The 17538-nt window shown below is 70.4% G+C and carries 18 protein-coding genes and 1 other RNA gene; 13 read left to right on the forward strand and 6 right to left on the reverse strand.

Going from position 1 to position 17538, the window contains the following annotated elements; translation table 11 throughout:
* Positions 1 to 26: 26 nt before the first annotated feature.
* From RM788_RS30520 to ssuE, 3 genes are all read right to left on the reverse strand, one after another.
* Positions 27 to 455 (reverse strand): SRPBCC family protein, encoded by a 429-nt coding sequence (locus RM788_RS30520; protein WP_315921476.1) that lies wholly within the window; start codon positions 453 to 455, stop codon positions 27 to 29.
* Positions 452 to 769 (reverse strand): ArsR/SmtB family transcription factor, encoded by a 318-nt coding sequence (locus RM788_RS30525; RefSeq protein ID WP_315921478.1) that lies wholly within the window; start codon positions 767 to 769, stop codon positions 452 to 454. The genes RM788_RS30520 and RM788_RS30525 overlap by 4 nt, the downstream gene beginning before the upstream one ends.
* A 567-nt stretch (positions 770 to 1336) precedes the next feature.
* Complete coding sequence (gene ssuE, locus RM788_RS30530; RefSeq protein ID WP_315921480.1) at positions 1337 to 1912, reverse strand: NADPH-dependent FMN reductase; 576 nt, start codon at positions 1910 to 1912, stop codon at positions 1337 to 1339.
* Between the two features lie 404 nt (positions 1913 to 2316).
* On the opposite strand from ssuE, the gene rnpB reads away from it, so the two are divergent.
* Positions 2317 to 2712: RNase P RNA component class A (rnpB, locus tag RM788_RS30535), an RNA gene on the forward strand.
* A gap of 730 nt (positions 2713 to 3442) precedes the next feature.
* On the opposite strand, the gene RM788_RS30540 is transcribed toward rnpB, so the two are convergent.
* Positions 3443 to 3787 (reverse strand): ParB family protein, encoded by a 345-nt coding sequence (locus RM788_RS30540; protein ID WP_315921483.1) that lies wholly within the window; start codon positions 3785 to 3787, stop codon positions 3443 to 3445.
* Between the two features lie 381 nt (positions 3788 to 4168).
* On the opposite strand from RM788_RS30540, the gene RM788_RS30545 reads away from it, so the two are divergent.
* The 11 genes from RM788_RS30545 (at position 4169) to RM788_RS30595 (ending at position 15311) form a co-directional block, all read left to right on the forward strand.
* Positions 4169 to 4450, forward strand: a complete 282-nt coding sequence (locus RM788_RS30545; protein WP_315921485.1) for a hypothetical protein — start codon at positions 4169 to 4171, stop codon at positions 4448 to 4450.
* A gap of 3 nt (positions 4451 to 4453) precedes the next feature.
* On the forward strand, positions 4454 to 4963 hold the full coding sequence (locus tag RM788_RS30550) for a hypothetical protein (RefSeq protein ID WP_315921487.1): 510 nt from the start codon (positions 4454 to 4456) through the stop codon (positions 4961 to 4963).
* Positions 4938 to 7808, forward strand: coding sequence for an ATP-binding protein (locus RM788_RS30555; protein WP_315921489.1), 2871 nt, complete (start codon positions 4938 to 4940; stop codon positions 7806 to 7808). Before RM788_RS30550 ends, RM788_RS30555 begins: the two co-directional genes overlap by 26 nt.
* A complete protein-coding gene (locus tag RM788_RS30560) occupies positions 7805 to 9715 on the forward strand; it encodes a hypothetical protein (protein ID WP_315921491.1) in 1911 nt (636 codons plus the stop codon). Before RM788_RS30555 ends, RM788_RS30560 begins: the two co-directional genes overlap by 4 nt.
* 1 nt (position 9716) lies before the next feature.
* Complete coding sequence (locus tag RM788_RS30565; protein ID WP_315921493.1) at positions 9717 to 10322, forward strand: hypothetical protein; 606 nt, start codon at positions 9717 to 9719, stop codon at positions 10320 to 10322.
* Positions 10323 to 10329: 7 nt separating this feature from the next.
* Positions 10330 to 11331, forward strand: a complete 1002-nt coding sequence (locus tag RM788_RS30570; protein WP_399345129.1) for a C40 family peptidase — start codon at positions 10330 to 10332, stop codon at positions 11329 to 11331.
* 62 nt (positions 11332 to 11393) lie between these two features.
* Positions 11394 to 11903: a hypothetical protein gene (locus RM788_RS30575; RefSeq protein ID WP_315921497.1), complete on the forward strand. Its 510-nt coding sequence runs from the start codon at positions 11394 to 11396 to the stop codon at positions 11901 to 11903.
* Positions 11904 to 12285: 382 nt separating this feature from the next.
* Positions 12286 to 12474, forward strand: a complete 189-nt coding sequence (locus RM788_RS30580; protein ID WP_315921499.1) for a hypothetical protein — start codon at positions 12286 to 12288, stop codon at positions 12472 to 12474.
* A 35-nt stretch (positions 12475 to 12509) separates the two neighbouring features.
* Positions 12510 to 13907, forward strand: a complete 1398-nt coding sequence (locus RM788_RS30585) for an RNB domain-containing ribonuclease (RefSeq protein ID WP_315934805.1) — start codon at positions 12510 to 12512, stop codon at positions 13905 to 13907.
* A 10-nt stretch (positions 13908 to 13917) separates the two neighbouring features.
* Entirely contained in the window at positions 13918 to 14586 is a 669-nt protein-coding gene (npdG, locus tag RM788_RS30590) for an NADPH-dependent F420 reductase (RefSeq protein ID WP_315921501.1), read from the forward strand.
* Positions 14586 to 15311 (forward strand): helical backbone metal receptor, encoded by a 726-nt coding sequence (locus tag RM788_RS30595; protein ID WP_315921503.1) that lies wholly within the window; start codon positions 14586 to 14588, stop codon positions 15309 to 15311. Before npdG ends, RM788_RS30595 begins: the two co-directional genes overlap by 1 nt.
* 6 nt (positions 15312 to 15317) lie before the next feature.
* Here RM788_RS30595 and panB read toward each other — a convergent pair whose 3' ends face one another.
* Entirely contained in the window at positions 15318 to 16181 is an 864-nt protein-coding gene (gene panB / locus RM788_RS30600; protein ID WP_315921506.1) for a 3-methyl-2-oxobutanoate hydroxymethyltransferase, read from the reverse strand.
* Positions 16182 to 16318: 137 nt separating this feature from the next.
* Here panB and RM788_RS30605 point away from each other — a divergent pair, with 137 nt between their 5' ends.
* On the forward strand, positions 16319 to 16690 hold the full coding sequence (locus tag RM788_RS30605; protein ID WP_315921508.1) for a VOC family protein: 372 nt from the start codon (positions 16319 to 16321) through the stop codon (positions 16688 to 16690).
* Here the strand turns inward: RM788_RS30605 and RM788_RS30610 are convergent.
* The gene (locus RM788_RS30610) at positions 16668 to 17507 is read right to left on the reverse strand and encodes an alpha/beta fold hydrolase (RefSeq protein WP_315921510.1); all 840 of its coding nucleotides are present in this window, start codon (positions 17505 to 17507) and stop codon (positions 16668 to 16670) included. The two genes, RM788_RS30605 and RM788_RS30610, sit on opposite strands and share 23 nt — an antisense overlap.
* Positions 17508 to 17538 lie beyond the last annotated feature (31 nt).

A 17538-nucleotide genomic window follows, 5' to 3' on the forward strand; every position in this document is an offset into this window, starting at 1 on the left:
CGTGCCGGCGGCGTTGGGGCTCGCCGTCACCGCGAGCCCTGGGGTGCGATCTGGGCGTCGGCCTCCACCAGCGCCGCCAACCGCGGCACCACCACGTCCCGCCACCCCGGCCCCATCCGCTTGAACGCGTCGGCGGCGCGCTTGTCGTCCAGGTCGAACCCCGAGTGCTCCAGCAGCAACCGCGTCCCCCGGCCCTCGGGGACCAGGCGCCAGGTCAGCGTCCAGTCCGCGAAGGTGTGGACGAACCTCTCGTTCGGCTCGACCTCCAGCACCTCGCACCGCTTCGGACCCCAACCCGGCATGTCCAGCTCGAAGACGTGCCCGACCTCGGCGGCCACGTCACCGGGCACCCACCAGCGGGCCAGCAGTTCGGGATCGGTCAGCCCGCGCCACACCGCCTCCGGCGGTGCCGCGATGAACTGGTCCACCGAGATCGTCGTGCGCGTGTCGGTCATCGCTTCTCCTCGTCCTCGATCAGATCGGCGAGCACCCGCAACCGCTCGCGCCAGATGCGTTCGAACGGGTGCAGCCACTCGCTCACCTGCTCGAGCGGGTCGGTGCTCAGGTAGTAGTGCCGCATCCGCCCAACGGCCACGTCCCGCACCAGCTCCGCCCGCCGCAGCACCTGGAGGTGCTCCGCCACAGCCGGTCGGCTCAGCTCGAACTGCTTCGCCAGATCACCCGCACTGCGCGGACCATCGGCCAACAGCTCCAGCAGCCGCCGCCGCACCGGGTTGGCCAGGGCGAGGAACACGTCGTCGTCGGACACCGCGCCAAGTTATGTCGGAAACTCCCGACATGTCAACTATCTCCGACACGTTTGTGGACGGCAAAGGCCCGACAGCCGATCCACGGAAGATCAACCGTCGGACCCCGGTGGCAGGATGGAAATCGGGGGCCCACCCAGGCGGGGGACCCTGCTTCCACACTGCCCGGTCTCGGTGGAACCGCAGGTCACCGTGTTTTGTCGGACCCTGCGGCTAGTGTGGAACTCGGGGGGCCATCCCGGACGGGGGACCCTGCTTCGCCGGTGCCCGGATCTCGTGAAACGCCAGGCTGCGCCGCTTGTCATGGGTGTGGAACGGTCCCAGACCGCGCCGCCTGTCATCGGTGTGGAACTCGGGGTCCATCCCGGACAAGGGGCTCTGTTTCCTCGGTGCGCGGATCCGGTGAAACCCCAGGTCGCTTTGTCGGACCCCGATGGCCGGATGGGACCGGAAAGATTCCGCTTCAACGCCGCCCGGCAAAACCACAGCTCACCGCGTTTTGTCGGACCCCTCCACTAGCCTCGAACTCGGGGGGTCAACCCGACAGGGCGACCCCTGCTCGCGCGCGTTCACACCGCGGGCCGCAGGTGGCCGGTGCCGCGGCGCCGCCGGTATCCCACGTCGGCCAGCGCCGCCGTGAACCGCTCGGTCGCCGCCAGCACCGCCAACGCCGCTTCCGGATCCAGGGCGTTGTCACCCAGCTCGGGTCGGATGCGGTTGTCGAGCACGAACTCGCCGCGCACGACGTGGTCCGCGCCCTTGCCGGCGAGCAGCGGGTTGAGCGCGTAGTCCATCGCGACCAGGAACCCCTGGCTGCCGCCGGTGGCCAGCGGCAGGACGGCGCGGCCGCGCAGGGCGCGCTTGGGGAGCAGGTCGAGCAGTGCCTTGACCAGCCCGCTGTAGGCCGCGCGGTACACCGGGCTCGCGACGACGATGCCGTCGGCGTTCAGGATCCGGGTGACGGCCTCGGCGATCTGCGGGTCGTTGAGGTCCTCGGTGAGCAGCGGCAGCGTCGGCAGTTGCCGCACCTGCACCGTGTGCACCTCGTGGCCCGCCTCGACCAGTCTCGCGTTGACGTAGGAGACCAGCACGCCGGTCCGTGCCGACGCCGACGGGCTGCCGGAGATGGTGAGGATCGTGGACATCGGTGTGGCACCTCGGTTCGTGCGAAGCCGGTGGCGTCCGGCGCTCGCGAAGTGCGCCGGACGCCACCGGGATCAGGGGTTGCTGGTGGGCTGGGGTGCGACCGTCCGCCCGATCCGCGCCGGGGTCTCCGGCCTGGTCGGCACTCGACAAGCGAATTGCGTGGACAAAACCCGGCTCCCTTGGAGGCCTGCGACAACACACGGGTGAAAACCGTGCGGCGAGGGGGAAAGGTCGTCAGATACGACAGAAGGAAGCGGCCACCCGACCGAAGTCGACGTGGCGGCGACGGGTCAACACCCCGGTTCCGGCCATGGATCGAGTAGACCAGCCCCGGCGGGTACCAACAAGGGCGCGGGCCCGGATTCCACAGCCTGGGACGCGCCCACTATCCTGGTGCCGCGGATGAGTCGGCAGGGCGGCCGCGTCGACGGATTTGTGTCTGTCGCCGAGGAAAGTCCGGACTCCACAGGGCAGGGTGGTTGTTAACGGCAACCAGGGGTGACCCTCGGGACAGTGCCACAGAAAACAGACCGCCCCGGTGTGAGCCGGGGTAAGGGTGAAACGGTGGTGTAAGAGACCACCAGCGCTCCTGGCGACAGGAGCGGCTAGGTAAACCCCACCCGGAGCAAGGCCAAGAGGGTGCCTCGGCACCTGCGCAGGCGTTCGAGGGCTGCCCGCCCGATGCCTGCGGGTAGGCCGCAAGAGCCTGTCGGCAACGGCAGGCCGAGATGGATGGCCGCCAAGCGGAGCGCCGTGAGGTGCCCGCGAACAGGATCCGGCTTACATGCCGGCTCATCCGCCCTGTTCTTGTTGTTGTGGTTGTGGTGCGCGCGAGTTGACCTGGGGTGTGGGTGTTGGTCGCGCGGGTTGGGTGAGGTCGGGGAGTTGTTGGTGGGGCTGGCCGAGGCGCTGCTTGTGGGCGTGGCTCAGGTCGGTGGTTGTTCGGGTGTGGTCGGCCTGGGGTGGTTCGGGGGCGTCGCGCGTCTGGTCCGGGGTCGGGTCGCGGGAAATGTCGTACCCCCTCGGTAGCGTTGTGACTTCGGGGGCCCATCCCAGGGCGCCCTAGTCGTCGTGGTCGAGGGTGCGGTCGGGTCTTTGTTCTGGGGTCGGTGAAGTCGCCTTGAGTGGTGGGTTTGGCGCAAAGGTGATGCTGGGTTCCCGGAGCCTGGTTGCGTGCGTGGGTGTGGTCGATTTGACTTGGGGCCCTTCTTTTTGACCCTTGTCGGGCTAAAAAGGCAGGTGGTAAGCATGCCCGCCGACCAATTACAGGGTCAAAAACCCCAAGTAAAATCGACCACGGTATTGCGCTCACGTGAAAAAGCGCCGGGCTCGCTTGGGGTGTGGGTCGGGTTGGAGCCTGAAAGCTGATTGCCCGGCTGGGGCAGGTGCTCGGCCCTTTGTGTTCGATTTTGCTTGGGGATCCAGGTCTTGCGATCTGTGGCCAGCTGCCCGTTTTGGTCCGTGAAGTCCTGGATGAGTGGTCTCCAAGTCGAATCGGACGCACCACCTACAGCAGTCCTGCTCCACCCCTACGCCCTCCGCGAAGGCCGGCCTGGCTGCATCCGGTACACCGGGCGGAACGGCAGGCCGCCGTTGAACTTCCGTTCCAGTTCCCCGACGTACTCCTCCACGGCCGGGTTCACGATGTCGGCGAGGCTGCGCACCTCGGCTGACGGCTCGTACGCCGACAGGTATGTGGCGGCGGCTCGGGCGCGCTCCAGCACCTCGCTGTCGAAGTTGATCGTCCGCTGCACCCGCCGCCCGGTTTGCCGGTCCCCACCGGTAGCCTCTGCGGTGTCCAGCTCGGCAGTGGCGACGGTGATTTCCTTCACCTCCGCGGCCGTGTCGGGCGCGGTTTCGGGCGGCAGGGTCATGGGCGGGCCTCCTCGAGTCGTGACTTCGGACCGCAGGCCCATTCGGGCTAGTGGTCCGGCCGAACAGGTCAATCAGCCGATCAACCGAGCGAGGGGGCCGAGGTCGTGCACACGGTGCGTGACCCGCTGGTTCGCTTTCGGGTGAACTATGCCGGCAACCGGGAGAATCGGGCCTGGGTGGTTCATCTTCGACATCCCCTCACCCATGATGTGCGTGCCCAGATTAGACGTAATCGAGTGCGAGGGGAACGACTTTTGATCTACGCACCGCTCGGCGACTGATACACCTCGTGTCGCAGACGTGTTCTACTCGTTAGCGCAAGCCCCGGACGGGACCCCTCGGACCCGCCCGGAGTCGCTCGGCGTACTCAGGAGTACGAGATGACCGCCATGGCCCTGGTAACACTCGCGCAGCAGCAGCCCGGCGGCGGCTTGGGCACAACAGGCATCCGCGAATGGATGCTGAACAACCTGGTGCCGCTGCTCCTCCTCACCGTCGCGGTCCTGCTGCTCTGGCTCGGTGGCGGCAAGGGGGACAACGCGGGCGTCATGCGCCGTCTCGGTGGCGTCATCGTCGCGCTGGCGATCATCGGCTTGGCCGTGACCACGAACGCCGGCGCGAACATCGGCACGTGGATCGCTGGCCTGTTCACCGGAGGCTGACGGGTGCGGGTACGCACTGACGACGAGGTCTACCGGGTCGACGCCGTCTGGCTCGGCCCGCCCAAGGCGACCTTCCCCTGGCGTGCGCGCTACGTGGCCTGGGGTGTGGGCATCGCGGTGTTCCTGCTCGTGCTGACCGTGGAACGGCAGCTCGGGTACGGCTTCAGCTTCTTCACCACCGCGTGGGCCCTCATCATCACGATCGTGCTGACGCGCTTCATCTGCGCGCGGATCAGCCACGAGCGCCCCCTGTCGGCCGCCATGGCCATGTGGGTACGCGAACTGATCGCCCCCCGCGAGCGCACCAGCGGCGTGGGCGGAGCGGCCAGCGCCGCCCGGATTCGGGTCAACACCCAACGCCCCCGCAGGCGTGAGAAGAAGAAGCGGGGGAAGGGTTCGAGACGCTCCACAGCTTCCACCGTCCAGGTCTCGACAACGACCCAGAAGAATCGACGGCGGTCAGGCGGCCGTAAGAAGGAGGTACGCGGTGTTCGGACGCCGGCGAGACCGTGACCGACGCTCCGCGGCTCACGTGGCCCAACACGCCGCTGCCGCGGACCACTCGGACCGCAAGGTGTACAGCAAGCGCGGTCGACGGCTGACCGGTGAGCAGGTAATACCGAGCTACACCCCGTCGATCGCCGCCCGGAGCATCGACGGCCACCTGCTGCGCACCGGCCAGGAGGTCTACGCCTGGTACAAGCTCGCGCCGCAGCGCTGGTCGTTCCGGTCGGACTCGCAGCGCCAGGACCTGATCGCGGCCATCGCGGGCCAGTACGCGGAACTCCAGGGCCGCTGGATGCACCTGCGCGTCACCACGCGCCCGTACCCGATCCGGATGTGGGCCGAGGCGCACGTCCACAACGCGGTGCGCCGCCTCCCGGACACCCCCGGCACGCTGTCGTTCGACGACTACATGGTCGGCGAGCAGCAGCAGCTCATGGGCCGTTCGATGGCTGAGAAAGAGGTCTACCTGGGTGTCCAGGTGCAGACCCGCAACATGATGGACCGCGCCGTCGAGCGCGCCGCCCCCGTGCTGCGCAAGGTCTTCCCGGACGCCGTGGACGCCGAGCTGGTCGCGCTGGACAGCGAGGTCGACCACCTCGACCAGGTGATCGGGTCCGCCGGTCTGGAGGGTCGCCCGGCCACGGCCGAGGAGATGTCCTGGCTGATGCACCGGTCGTGCTCGCTGGGTCTGCCCGCCCCGCGCAACCTCCCGGCCGTGCCGGGCGCGCCGTGGGAGCCGGAGGACCTGGCCAGCTTCACCGACGCCGCGGACTTCCACCAGGAGCCGTACTCGCCCACCGTGACCGTGCGAGGTCGCACCGGGTCGAACGCGGGCATCCGGCGGCACGTCGTGGTGCTCACCGTGGGCCTGATGCACGGTCTCCAGATCCCCGAGGTCGACGACCCGTGGGTCCAGCGGGCCGACCGCCTGCCCGCGAGCGTGGAGTGGTCCGCCCGCATCTACGTGCGCAAACCCGAAGAGGTCTCGGGTGAGCTCCAGCGCCAGATGAACAAGGTCCGGTCGCAGGTCCGGCACTACACCGACGAGCACGAACTGGAGCCGCCGCAGTCCCTCGCGCGCCAGGCGTCGCGCGTGCTCGACATCGACGACGAGATGACGTCCGGCTTCACCGCGCTGGGCACCCGTGTGCGCTCGTGGTGGCGCCTGGCGGTGTCCGGGCCGACCGAGCGCGACGCGCTCCGACTGGCCCAATCGCTGCTGGACCTCTACAAACCGAAGGTGGCCATCGAGCACCCGGAGGCGCAGTACGCCATCGCCAGGGAGTTCATCCCCGGCGAGTCCCTGGCGAGCGGCGCGTACCTGCGCCGCGGCTCGGTGCTGTGGGCGGCCTCCGCCGTCCCCACGGCCACGGCCGAGGTCGGCGACCGGCGGGGCATCCTGCTGGGCGAGACCTGCACGGCCACCCGCCGCCCGGTCGCGTGGGACCCGTGGATGGCGCAGGAGCTGCGCGACGCCTCGGGCCTGACGGCGATGGTCGCGGGCCTGGGCGCGGGCAAGTCGTTCCTCGGCGGCGGCATCGTCTACAAGACGCTGCGGGCCGGGGCGCACTGGACGCTGCTCGACCCGTCCGGGCCGCTGGCGGCGCTGTGCGAGCTGCCGGAGCTCAAGCCGTACGCGCGGCCGATCAACCTGCTCAACGCCCAGCCCGGCATCCTCAACCCCTACCGGGTGGTCGCCGAGCCGATGCTGGAGCACTTCATCGACGACGAGGACCCCGAGCGGGCCTGGCGTCGGGAGAAAGCGCTGGCGGCGGCGACCCGTCGACGGCTGGTGCTGGACGTGCTCAGCGGCCTGCTGCCCTACGAGGTCGCGAAGCTGCCGCAGACCCGGATCGTGCTGCTGCGCGCGGTGCGGACGGTCGGCGGCCGGTTCGACGCGCACCCCGGCCAGGTGTTCGAGGCGCTGCGCCGCGACGCCAGCGAGCACCACGAGCACGCGGTGGTCGTCGCCGACTTCCTCGACGAGATGCGCGAGCGCATGTCGCTGCTCATCCCGGAGCGCAACGCCGACCCCTACGACGAGCAGCGCGACGACCGGCTGACCGTGTTGACCATGGCGGGCCTCAACCTGCCCAAGGACAACGTGGGCCGCGAGCACTGGACGGACGCGGAGTCCCTCGGCGTCGAGATGCTGAACCTGGCCGCGTGGCTCACCCAGCGGTCGATCTACGAGCGCCCCAAGGACCTCCGCAAGGGCGTCTGGATCGACGAGGCGTTCTTCCTGTCCGAGGTGCCGACCGGCCGCGTGCTGATGAACCGCTTCGCGCGCGACTCGCGCAAGTGGAACGTCCGCGTGCTGCTGTCCTCGCAGGTCCCGGCGGACTTCCTGAAGATCCAGGGCTTCGTCACCCTGCTCGACTCCGTGTTCGTCGGCAGGCTCGACGACGACCAGGCGCAGGCGGACGCCCTCCGGCTGCTCAAGGTGCCGATCGGGTCCGGGTACGAGCAGGTCGTGGCGAGCCTCGGCCGCCGTCCCGGTGGCGTGCGCAACGCCGCTGAACGCGACCGCGCGCCCCGCCAGTTCATCTTCGGCGACGGCGCGGGCGGCGTGGAGCGGATCCGCATCGACTTCAGCGGCCCGCACCTGGAGCACCTGCGCGAGGGCCTGGACACGACGCCGGACGCGATGCGGCACACCGAGGGCGACCCGGTGGAGGTGTCCGCGCCGCTGGAGGAGCGGCTCACCTACAACGAGCGCAACCACACCGACGACTACGACGACGAGCTGGCCGCCGACCTCGAGGTCGGGCTGGTGGAGGACGACGAACTGGTCGACTCGACACATGGTGAAGGGGGCAACCGCCGCAACGGCAGGGAGGGCGCCGCATGACGATCCTCCTGGTGCTCCTGGCCATCGCCGCCGCGCTTCGAGCGCGGCGGTTCTTCAAGCGCAAGCCGGGACCCAAGCGGTGGCGCTCGCTCGCCGTGGTCGTGGCGATCGTCGGGCTCCAGGTCGTCCTCGGCGCCCCGGTCGCGAACGCGGCGGCGTGCGGCGAGGCGCCCAACCCCGAGCGGCCGGGCTCGGGCATGGTCGGCGCGATCGACCCGCCGATCGGCAACGGCCTCAAGGACACGCCGTACCTGAACTTCGGCTACGCGGGCATGGTGTGGCACACGTTCCAGGAGAAGTGCACGGTGGTGCCGAACGCCAACGGCGTCATCGAGACCTGGGTCGGCAACGAGATGTTCAACGTCGGCAAGAACATCGTCGGCGCGACGAACGCCCTGCACTACACCGTCATGGGCCGCGGCCTGCTGGTGCCGCTGGACGACGCGGTGAAGTCCGGGGTCCAGAAGGTCTACGACAACGTCTACCTGCGCTGGTTCGGGCTGGTGGCGCTGCTGCTGGCGATCCTGATGTTCCGGCAGATCTGGCAGGGCGACCTGGCCACGATCAGCAAGCGCGGCATGTGGGCGCTGGCCGCGATGTGGCTGGCGACCTCGACGCTCGCGCTGCCGCAGTTCTACAGCCTGCTGGACAGCACGCTGGTCACCAAGACCTCCGAGATCCAGGCGGGGTTCATCGACTCGCCCGAGGACCAGGGCACGCTGCACGTCCTGCCGTCCAAGCTGCACGACACCGTCGTCTACCAGAGCTGGCTGCGCGGTGAGTTCGGCACGCCCGACGCGCCGCAGGTGAAGGACTTCGGCACCCGGCTGCTCAACGCGCAGGGGTGGACGACCGACGAGTTGGCCCAGCACAAGGACGGCGACCAGGCGGCGCTGGACGCGAAGAAGGCCGACTACATCGCGATCTCCAAGGACCCGGCGATGGCACCGGTGAAGGGCTACTTCACCGGCGACGACGGCAGCCGGATGGGCGCGGGCTTCCTCGCCATGCTCCAGGCCGTCGCGTTCTCGCTGTTCCAGCTGTTCGCGAAGGCCGCCGTGCTGCTCGCCCAGCTGCTGCTGCGCGTGCTGACGCTGGCCGGTCCGCTGATCGGCCTGGTCGCGCTGATCCACCACGACCTGCTGCGCCAGGTCGGCAGGGCCGCCGCGGTCACCGTGTTCAACGTGCTGATCCTCGCGGTGCTGGCCGGTACGCACGCCCTGCTGCTCCAGGCGATCCTCAACGCGACGGGGCTGTCGCTGCTGACCAGGACGCTGCTCGGGCTGATGCTCACGGTCGTCTGCTTCATGATCGGCAAACCGCTGCGCCGGATGTGGCAGATGGTGGAGATGTCGGTCGGGTCGGCGAGCCGGGCGCTGCCGATGGGCGGCGGCCTGCTGTCCCGGATGCGGGGCAAGAAGGCCGACACCGGGCCGACCCCGCAGGACGAGTTCTGGGACACCGTCAGGGACACCGACCCGGACGGCGACCCCACGCCGCAGCGCGACCGCACCCGCGTCCGGCCCGAGGCGAACAACCCCGTCATGGCCACGTCCACGCGGCTCGACCGCGACTCCGCGCCCACCCAGCTGCCGTCGTCGGGTTCGGGTGGCGCGGGCGCGCCCGCGCTGCCGACCCGCGGTTACGGCGGACCCGCGGCGGCGCTGCCGTCCGGGCGGTCCAGCCGGGTCGTCGACACCGCCCCGGCGTCGGACCGCGGCTGGGACCGGCAGGAGGACGCGGTCTTCATCCCGTCGCGGACCCCGGCCTACAACAACAACTTCGCCCGCATCGCGGACAACCCGGTCGTGCCGGGCCCGCGCCGCGCGGAGACCGAGGTCGTCGCGGGACGACAGGTGCACGTGATCTACCGCCCGTCGCGCGGGCTCGAAGTCAGGGACAACTGAGATGCCGATCCGGACCAACCGCGGCCGCGCGGCCGTCTACCGCCGCCTGTGGGGCTGGCCGCTGCGCTCGCCCAACCACCTGATCGCGACGATCGTCGGCGTGGCCGCGGTGATCATGCTGTTCAGCAGCATCATCCCGGCGGTCACCAAGGGCGCCAAGAGCGGCGGCACCACCACGAACGGCGCGGTGACCCGCACGTCCCAGCTGCCGGGCCAGGTCGGCGTGGTCCCGACGGGCGTCCCGAGCATCTCGCTGACCACCAAGGCGACACCGCCGTCGTCCACGGTGCCGTCGGCGCCGGTGGCACCGGACGCCCAGCTGATCGCGGACAACTGGGCGAGCGCGTGGGTCACCCATCCGGCGGGCATCACGAACGCGCAGTGGCTTGACAAGCTCAAGGACTACACGAGCAACGAGTTGCTGCCCAGGATGGCGACCGTCGATCCCGGCAACATCCCGGCCGCCCTCGAGGGCAAGGTCGGCCCCACCGAGTCGCACGAGGACTCGGTCGTGTTCGAGGTGGGCCTGAAGGGCGGCGGCACGCTCGTGATGACGGTGGCGAAGCTGCCAGAGGGCTGGCGCGTGCACAAGTACGACAGGAAGTGACCGCATGGTGAAGCTCGGCGTGGTGGTGACCGCGGTCGTGGCCGTGCTGATCACGATCGTCCTCACCAGCGGCGTCACGACCGTCGTCGGGAACAACAACAGCGCCGCCGGCAACATGACGCTCCTCAACGTCAGCTGCAACGCGGCCATCGGCCCGTGGGACGAGGGCGGCGCCGACAAGGGCCAGAACGACGCCGGCAACCTCAACGAGGAGCAGCGCGGCGTCGTCGCCAAGATCATCTCCATCGGCCAGGAGCGTCAGCTGCCGCCGCTCGCGTGGCAGGTCGCGATCCAGGCGGGCATGACCGAGTCCGGCCTCCGCCCGCTGAACTACGGCGACGCCGACTCGATCGGCATCTTCCAGATGCGCCCCTCGATGAACTGGGGCTCGGTCGCCCAGGTCATCGACCCGGTGTACGCGATCAACAAGTTCTACGACGTGCTGCTCACCGTCCCGGACTGGGAGTCCAAGCGCCCCGGCGACTCGGCGCAGGCCGTGGAGCGGTCCGCGTTCCCCGACCGGTACCACGCCTGGGAGGCCATGGCGGCGTTCCTGATCGGCGAGCTCGGCCAGGTCGCCGACCCGGCGGGCTGCGGCGCGGGCACCGGCGACGTCCTGGCCGCCTCCTCGGCGGCGGCCAAGGCGATCGCGTTCACCAAGGAGCAGCTGGGCGAGCCCTACCTGTGGGGCGGCAACGGCCCGGACGCGTGGGACTGCTCCGGCATCCTGGTCAAGGCGTTCGCGACCGCCGACATCCAGCTCCCCCGCGTGGCCAACGACCAGTACATGCACGGCGGGGCCTTCCTGCCGGTCAAGGACGCCCAGCCCGGCGACCTGCTCTTCTGGGCCACCAACCCGGCCGACCCGGTCACCGTGCACCACGTCGCCATGTACCTGGGCGGCGACGAGTACATCCACGCGCCGCAGACAGGGGACGTGGTGAAGATCAGCAAGATCAACTGGGACTACTCCGAGTTGATGCCCATGGCCGTCAGGCCTGGTGTGTAGGTCCGTTGCAGGGCAGGCACGGCAACTGGCAAGGCCGAGCCGGCAAGGAGGGAGCGCCGACCATGTTCACCCCCGATCCGATCCAGCGTCCTGTGGGGCCACCCGCGTCCACAACACCGGTGCGCGACTACCTGGCCACCCCCAAACCGGGAGTGGACAAGTCCTACGTCGTCCTGCCCCGCTCGCTGGTCGAGTCCATGCCGCTGCCCTGGCAGCAGCACATGGCCCACCTGCTCGCGGAACTGCACCACCACGCCGCCCACCTCAACTGGCCGGTGTACCGGGTGGTTCCGTCGAAGGTCGAGAAGCTCGTCGACCTCGACGAGGAGCAGTTGGCGGAGGTCGGCGCCATCATGGAGATCGACTCCGACGGCGAACTCGTCTACCGCGAACGCAACGGCGGCCGCATCCCCAACCCGGAATCCCGCAACGTCATGGTCTCCTGCACCGACCCCATCCCGGCCTCCTACGCCAACGCCAACCAGAACACCCCACCCCGCGGCTTCCCCGCCCCCTACCCCAACTCCGCCCCCATCCCCGTCCAAGCCCCTTTACAGGCCCCCCAGTGGTGACCTGACCACGTCCGACGCAGTCGGATGCCCTGTCTGACGCGCAGCGAAGATGCCCCGTCCAACGCGCAGCGAGGATGCCTGGTCAGGCGCAGCCTGATGCCTCGTCGGGCGGAGCCCGATGCCGGCGAAGCCAGACCCACCCCCTGCCCCCGATCCACAGCGCCCTCCTGCCCCACCCCTGTTTGTCAAGACAGCTTCACCGTCTTGACAAACAGGGGTGGGGCATTGAGACAATCGCGCGCCGGGGGCCGGGCTTCCCCAGGCAGTGACCCACACCCCACCGGCGGCCAAGCTGCGCGGGGTGGGCACCACCCAAACCGAGCGAACCCCCCAAGATCCCTCCCAAATCGACATGCACCCTCCCGCATGAAATCCTCACCCCATGGCTGACGACGAGAACGCCTGGTACTACTGCCTGACCCACAAGACCGTCGAGCGCGGTGTGGGTTGCCGTGGCGGCGACCGCATGGGCCCCTACCCGGACGAGGCCACGGCCTCCCGCGCCCTCGACATCGCCCGCGAGAAGACCGCCGCCGCCGACGAGGCGTCGCGCAAATGGGACGCCGACTGATCGAACGCGGCTAAGGTGCACGTGTGGCCTCCTTGGTGATCAGGACCGGTCGCGCCGAGCTGGACTTCAGCGGGATCCGCACCGAGTTCGGGTTGCCGCAGGAGTTTCCGCCCGCCGCGTTGGCCGAGGCAGAGCAAGCCGTTTCCCGTGCGCCGGGTGAACGGGAGGACGCGACCGCCCTCCCGCTGGTCACGATCGACCCGCCCGGCGCCAAGGACCTCGACCAGGCGCTGGCGATCGAACGCCGCCCCGGCGGGAAGTTCCGCGTGCACTACGCCATCGCGGACGTCGGCGCGTTCGTCGTGCCCGGCGGCGCGCTGGACGCCGAGGTCCGCAAGCGCGGCCAGACCCTCTACCTGCCCGACGGCAACGTCCCCCTGCACCCGACCGTCCTGTCCGAGGGCGCGGCCAGCCTGCTCCCGACGCAGACGCGCCCGGCGGTCCTGTGGACGTTCGACTGCGGCGCCGACGGTGAACCCGAGTCGGTGCGGGTGCGGCGGGCCATGGTCCGCTCCACCGCCCAGTTCGACTACGAGAGCGTCCAGGCCACCATCGACGCGGGCACCGTGCACCCGTCGATCGAGGCCCTGCCCGACTTCGGCCGCCTCCGCCGCGAACGGGCCCTCGACCGCGGCGCGGTGGAGCTGCAACTGCCCGAGCAGGAGATCGAACCCGACGGCGAGGGCTGGAAGCTCGTGCTCCGGCCGCGGGTCGAGGTGGACGCGTGGAACGCGGAGATCTCCCTGCTCACCGGCATGTCCGCCGCCCGGATCATGCTGGACGCCCGCGTCGGCATCCTCCGCACGCTCCCGGACGCCGACGAGGGCGCTGTCGAGGCCCTCAAGCGCTCGGCGCTGGCCTTGCACGTCCCGTGGGCCGACGGCGTCAGCCCCGCGAAGCTGCTGGCCGGACTGGACCCGTCACGGCCGGAGGCCCTGGCGCTGTTCGTCGACGCGACCCGCTTGCTGCGCGGCGCCGGGTACACCGCGTTCAACGGGACCGTGCCGGAGATCGCCACGCACGCCGGCATCGCCTCGTCGTACGCGCACGTCACGGCCCCGCTGCGCAGGCTGGTCGACCGGTTCGCCACGGAGGTGTGCCTGGCCGTGACCGAGGGCCGCGAGGTCCCGGAGTGGCTGCTGAAGGCGCTGCCCGAGCTGCCGAGCCTGATGGGCGGGTCGGACTCCATCGCGAGCAAGGTCGACCGGGCCTGCCTGGACCAGGTCGAGGCGTGGGTCCTGGAAGGTGAGGTCGGCCGCGAGTTCGACGCGGTCGTGCTGCGGTCGGAGGGCAACGGCGCGGACGTGTTCATCCCCGAGCCGCCCGTCATGGGCCGCTGCTCGGGCGAGGAGCTGCCCGAGGGTGAACGCGTGCGGGTGAAGCTCGTGCAGGCCGACGCCGCTCGCCGCAAGGTCGCTTTCGAACGCGTGTGAAGATGGTCGGGTGACAACGATTCGTGAGCTGACCGTAGGTGTCCTCGGCGGTACCGGAGCGCAGGGCAAGGGCCTCGCGCTGCGGTGGGCCAAGGCGGGGCTGAAGGTCGTCATCGGTTCCCGCGCCGCCGAACGGGCCGAGAAGTCCGCCGAGGAGCTGCGCGACCTGGCCGGTGTGGACCACGTCACCGGCGCGGACAACCAGGGCTGCGCCGAACAGGCCGACATCGTGCTCGTCGCGGTGCCGTGGGACGGGCACGCCGAACTGGTGGCGTCCTTGCGCGAGGCGCTCGTCGGCAAGATCGTCATCGACTGCGTGAACCCGCTCGGCTTCGACAAGCAGGGCCCCTTCGCCCTGCCCGTCGAGGAGGGCAGCGCCGCGCAGCAGACGGCCGCGCTGCTGCCGGAGTCCCGCGTCACGGCGGCGTTCCACCACGTGTCCGCCGTGTCGCTCGCCGACCTGTCCATCGAGTCGGTCGACATGGACGTGCTGGTGCTCGGCGACGACCGCGAGGCGACCGACGTCGTGCGCGAACTCGCCGAGACCGTGCCCGGTTTCCGGGGCGTCTTCGGCGGCAGGCTGCGCAACGCCCACCAGGTCGAGGCCTTCACCGCCAACCTGATCGCCATCAACCGCCGCTACAAGGCCCACGCGGGCCTGAAGATCACCGACATCTGATGCTCCCGGTCGACGACCTCGGCGAGCCGGTCCCGATCCCGGACCGGCCCCGCCGGGTCGTCAGCCTGGTGCCGTCGCTCACCGATTCCGTGCCCGTCGAGTCGCTGGTGGGCGTGACGGACTACTGCCCGGTCGACACCACCCGGATCGGCGGCTCGAAGTACCCGGACGTCGACCGCGTGCTCGCGCTGGGGCCGGACCTCGTGCTGACCAACGTCGAGGAGAACCGGGCCGAGGACGTGGAACGCCTGCGCGCCAACGGGATCGCGGTGTGGGTCACGGCCGCGCCCGCCACCGTGCCGCAGGCGCTCGCGTCGATCCGACGGCTGCTGGCGACGGCGTGGGACGTTGAACCGGACTGGCTCGTGCGGTCCGAGGAGGTGTGGCGGCACGTGGAACCGGTGTGGGCGACCGCGGTGGTCCCGGTGTGGCGGCGGCCGTGGGTCGTGCTCGGCCGCGACACGTTCGCGGGCGACGTCCTGCGCAGGCTCGGCGTCGCGAACGCCTACGCCGACGACCCCGAGCGCTACCCGCGACCGTCCGTCGAGGACATCCGCGCGAAGCGGGCCGATCTGGTCGTGCTGCCCGACGAGCCGTACGCGTTCAGCGCGACCGACGGCCCCGAGGCGTTCCCCGGCACGAGGTGCGAGCTCGTGTCGGGGCGCCACCTCACCTGGTACGGGCCGTCGCTCGTGGAAGCCCGCGAGGTGCTGGACTTCCGCTGAGGAGGCTCAGTGGAACGTGTGCTCCGGGCCGGGGAACTGGTGGCCGCGGACCTCGGCGGCGAACGCCTGCGCGGCACCGCTCATCAGGCCCGCCATGTCGGCGTAGCGCTTGACGAACTTCGGCGCCCTGCCGCGGCGCAGCCCCATCATGTCCTGCCACACCAGCACCTGGGCGTCGGTGTCCGGGCCCGCGCCGATGCCGACCGTGGGGATGTGCAGGTCGTGCGTGATCCGCTTGGCGACCTCGGAGGTCACCATCTCCAGCACGACCGCGAACGCGCCCGCTTCCTCGAGCGCCTTGGCGTCCTCGACCACGGCGTCGAACGACTCGCGGCGGCCCTGCACCCGGTAGCCGCCGAGCTGGTGCTCGCTCTGCGGCGTGAAGCCGATGTGGCCCATGACCGGGATGCCCGCGCGCACGATCGCCTGGACGTGCGGGGCGAAGTGCTTGCCGCCCTCCAGCTTGACCGCGTGCGCCTGGCCCTCCTTCATGAACCGGACGGCGGTGGCGACGGCCTGCTCGACCGACACCTGGTAGCTGCCGAACGGCAGGTCGGCCACGACGAGCGCCTTCTTCACGGACCTGGTGACGCTGCGCACCAGCGGGATCAGCTCGTCGACCGTCACCGGCAGCGAGGTCTCGTACCCGTAGACGTTGTTCGACGCCGAGTCGCCGACCAGCAGCACCGGGATGCCCGCCTCGTCGAACAGCTCGGCGGTGTACATGTCGTAGGCCGTGAGCATGGGCCACGGCTCGCCCCGTTCCTTCATCTCGCGAAGGTGGGGGATGCGCACCCGCTTGGCGGGTGGGCCGGACTGCTGGGCGGGGCCGTTCCCGTACGGCGCCGCTACTTCGGCAGCAGAGGTCATGATGGACCGTCCTTCCCTCGACGCCCGCTTCGCTGCGGGTCCCCGGGTCTGTGTGCACGGTTACGGCACAAGCGTGGCACCGAAGTGGGCTTCGCGGCAGGGTGTGCGAGTAGCCTCACACCACTCGAGGGGGTGCCATGGCCTGTCGCATCACGGAACTCGTCCTCGACTGCGCGGACCCGGACAAGCTCGCCGACTTCTGGTGCGGCGTGCTCGGGTTCCAGGTCCTGGACCGGGACCCGGACGGCATCGAGATCGGCCGGGCCGACCAGGCGCCGGAGGACCGGATCACGATCGTGCTCAACCGCGTCGACGAGCCGAAGAAGCAGAAGCTCCGGATGCACGTCGACGTCAACTCCACCGACCGCGACCAGGCCGCCGAGCTGGAACGGCTGCTCGCGCTGGGCGCCAAGCGCGTGGACATCGGCCAGGGCGGGGTCCGCTGGATCGTGCTCGCCGACCCAGAGGGCAACGAGTTCTGCCTGCTCAGGCGGCGCGTGACGCCCTGAGCGCGTCGCGGACGGCCATCACCACGGCGTCCGGGCGGTCCACCGGGATCATGTGCCTGCTCCCCGGCACGAGCACGTTGCGGCCCCACGGCGCCAGCCGGGCGAGCGCCGCGTGCTCGGGCCACAGCCTGCGGCCCGCGGTGAGCACGTCGAACGGCACGTCGGGCAGCGGGTGCGCGGCGCGCAGCTCGTCGAGGTCGGCGACCTGGTCGGGGTAGGCGGCGAGTTCGGCGAGCACGGACTTGGCCACGTGCGGCCGCCGGTACACGTCCTTGACCAGCGCTTCCGGTGCCGGGTCGAACCTGGCCAGCGTCGAGCCCTCGATCACCCAGCGCCGCAGCAGGTGCCCGTGCCTGCGCACGAGCGCCGCCCCCACCTCGCGCGGGATCAGCAGCGGCAGCCACCGGGCGACCACAGAGGACAGGTCGAACGGGCGTCCGGCGCCCGGTGACTCCGGGTCGGGGTCGAGCAGCACGACCGCGCGCACCCGGTCGGGGTGCAGCCGGGCGAACGCCTCCACGTGCATGGTCGCCATCGAGTGGCCGACGAACACCGCGGTGGGCGCGTCGCCGAGCACCGCCTCCAGCACCGCCACCTCGCGGGCGAGCGTCGGATCCGCCGAGGCAGGCCCGCTGTCGCCCGTTCCGGGGCGATCGAACACCACGACCCGCGCGTGCCGGGCCAGCAGGTCTACCGTGGCAGACCAGTCGAACCAGGCCCCGCCGAGGCCGGAGCTGAGCACCACCACCGGGTCGGTGGCCAGACCGGCCGAGGTGACGTGGACTCCGCCCGCTCCGGTGGTGATAGTGGTTCGCACGAAGTCAGCGTGCCCTGCGAACCTGTGGAGA

It is taken from the genome of Umezawaea sp. Da 62-37 (assembly GCF_032460545.1).
In the GTDB taxonomy this organism is placed as follows: Bacteria; Actinomycetota; Actinomycetes; order Mycobacteriales; family Pseudonocardiaceae; genus Umezawaea.

Bases quoted from the DNA above. Each gene is read 5' to 3' on its own strand.
- RM788_RS30520 (WP_315921476.1), bottom strand. From the start codon at position 455: ATGACCGACACGCGCACGACGATCTCGGTGGACCAGTTCATCGCGGCA.
- ssuE (WP_315921480.1), bottom strand. From the start codon at position 1,912: ATGTCCACGATCCTCACCATCTCCGGCAGCCCGTCGGCGTCGGCACGG.
- RM788_RS30540 (WP_315921483.1), bottom strand. From the start codon at position 3,787: ATGACCCTGCCGCCCGAAACCGCGCCCGACACGGCCGCGGAGGTGAAG.
- RM788_RS30545 (WP_315921485.1), top strand. From the start codon at position 4,169: ATGACCGCCATGGCCCTGGTAACACTCGCGCAGCAGCAGCCCGGCGGC.
- RM788_RS30560 (WP_315921491.1), top strand. From the start codon at position 7,805: ATGACGATCCTCCTGGTGCTCCTGGCCATCGCCGCCGCGCTTCGAGCG.
- RM788_RS30565 (WP_315921493.1), top strand. From the start codon at position 9,717: ATGCCGATCCGGACCAACCGCGGCCGCGCGGCCGTCTACCGCCGCCTG.
- RM788_RS30575 (WP_315921497.1), top strand. From the start codon at position 11,394: ATGTTCACCCCCGATCCGATCCAGCGTCCTGTGGGGCCACCCGCGTCC.
- RM788_RS30580 (WP_315921499.1), top strand. From the start codon at position 12,286: ATGGCTGACGACGAGAACGCCTGGTACTACTGCCTGACCCACAAGACC.
- RM788_RS30595 (WP_315921503.1), top strand. From the start codon at position 14,586: ATGCTCCCGGTCGACGACCTCGGCGAGCCGGTCCCGATCCCGGACCGG.
- panB (WP_315921506.1), bottom strand. From the start codon at position 16,181: ATGACCTCTGCTGCCGAAGTAGCGGCGCCGTACGGGAACGGCCCCGCC.
- RM788_RS30605 (WP_315921508.1), top strand. From the start codon at position 16,319: ATGGCCTGTCGCATCACGGAACTCGTCCTCGACTGCGCGGACCCGGAC.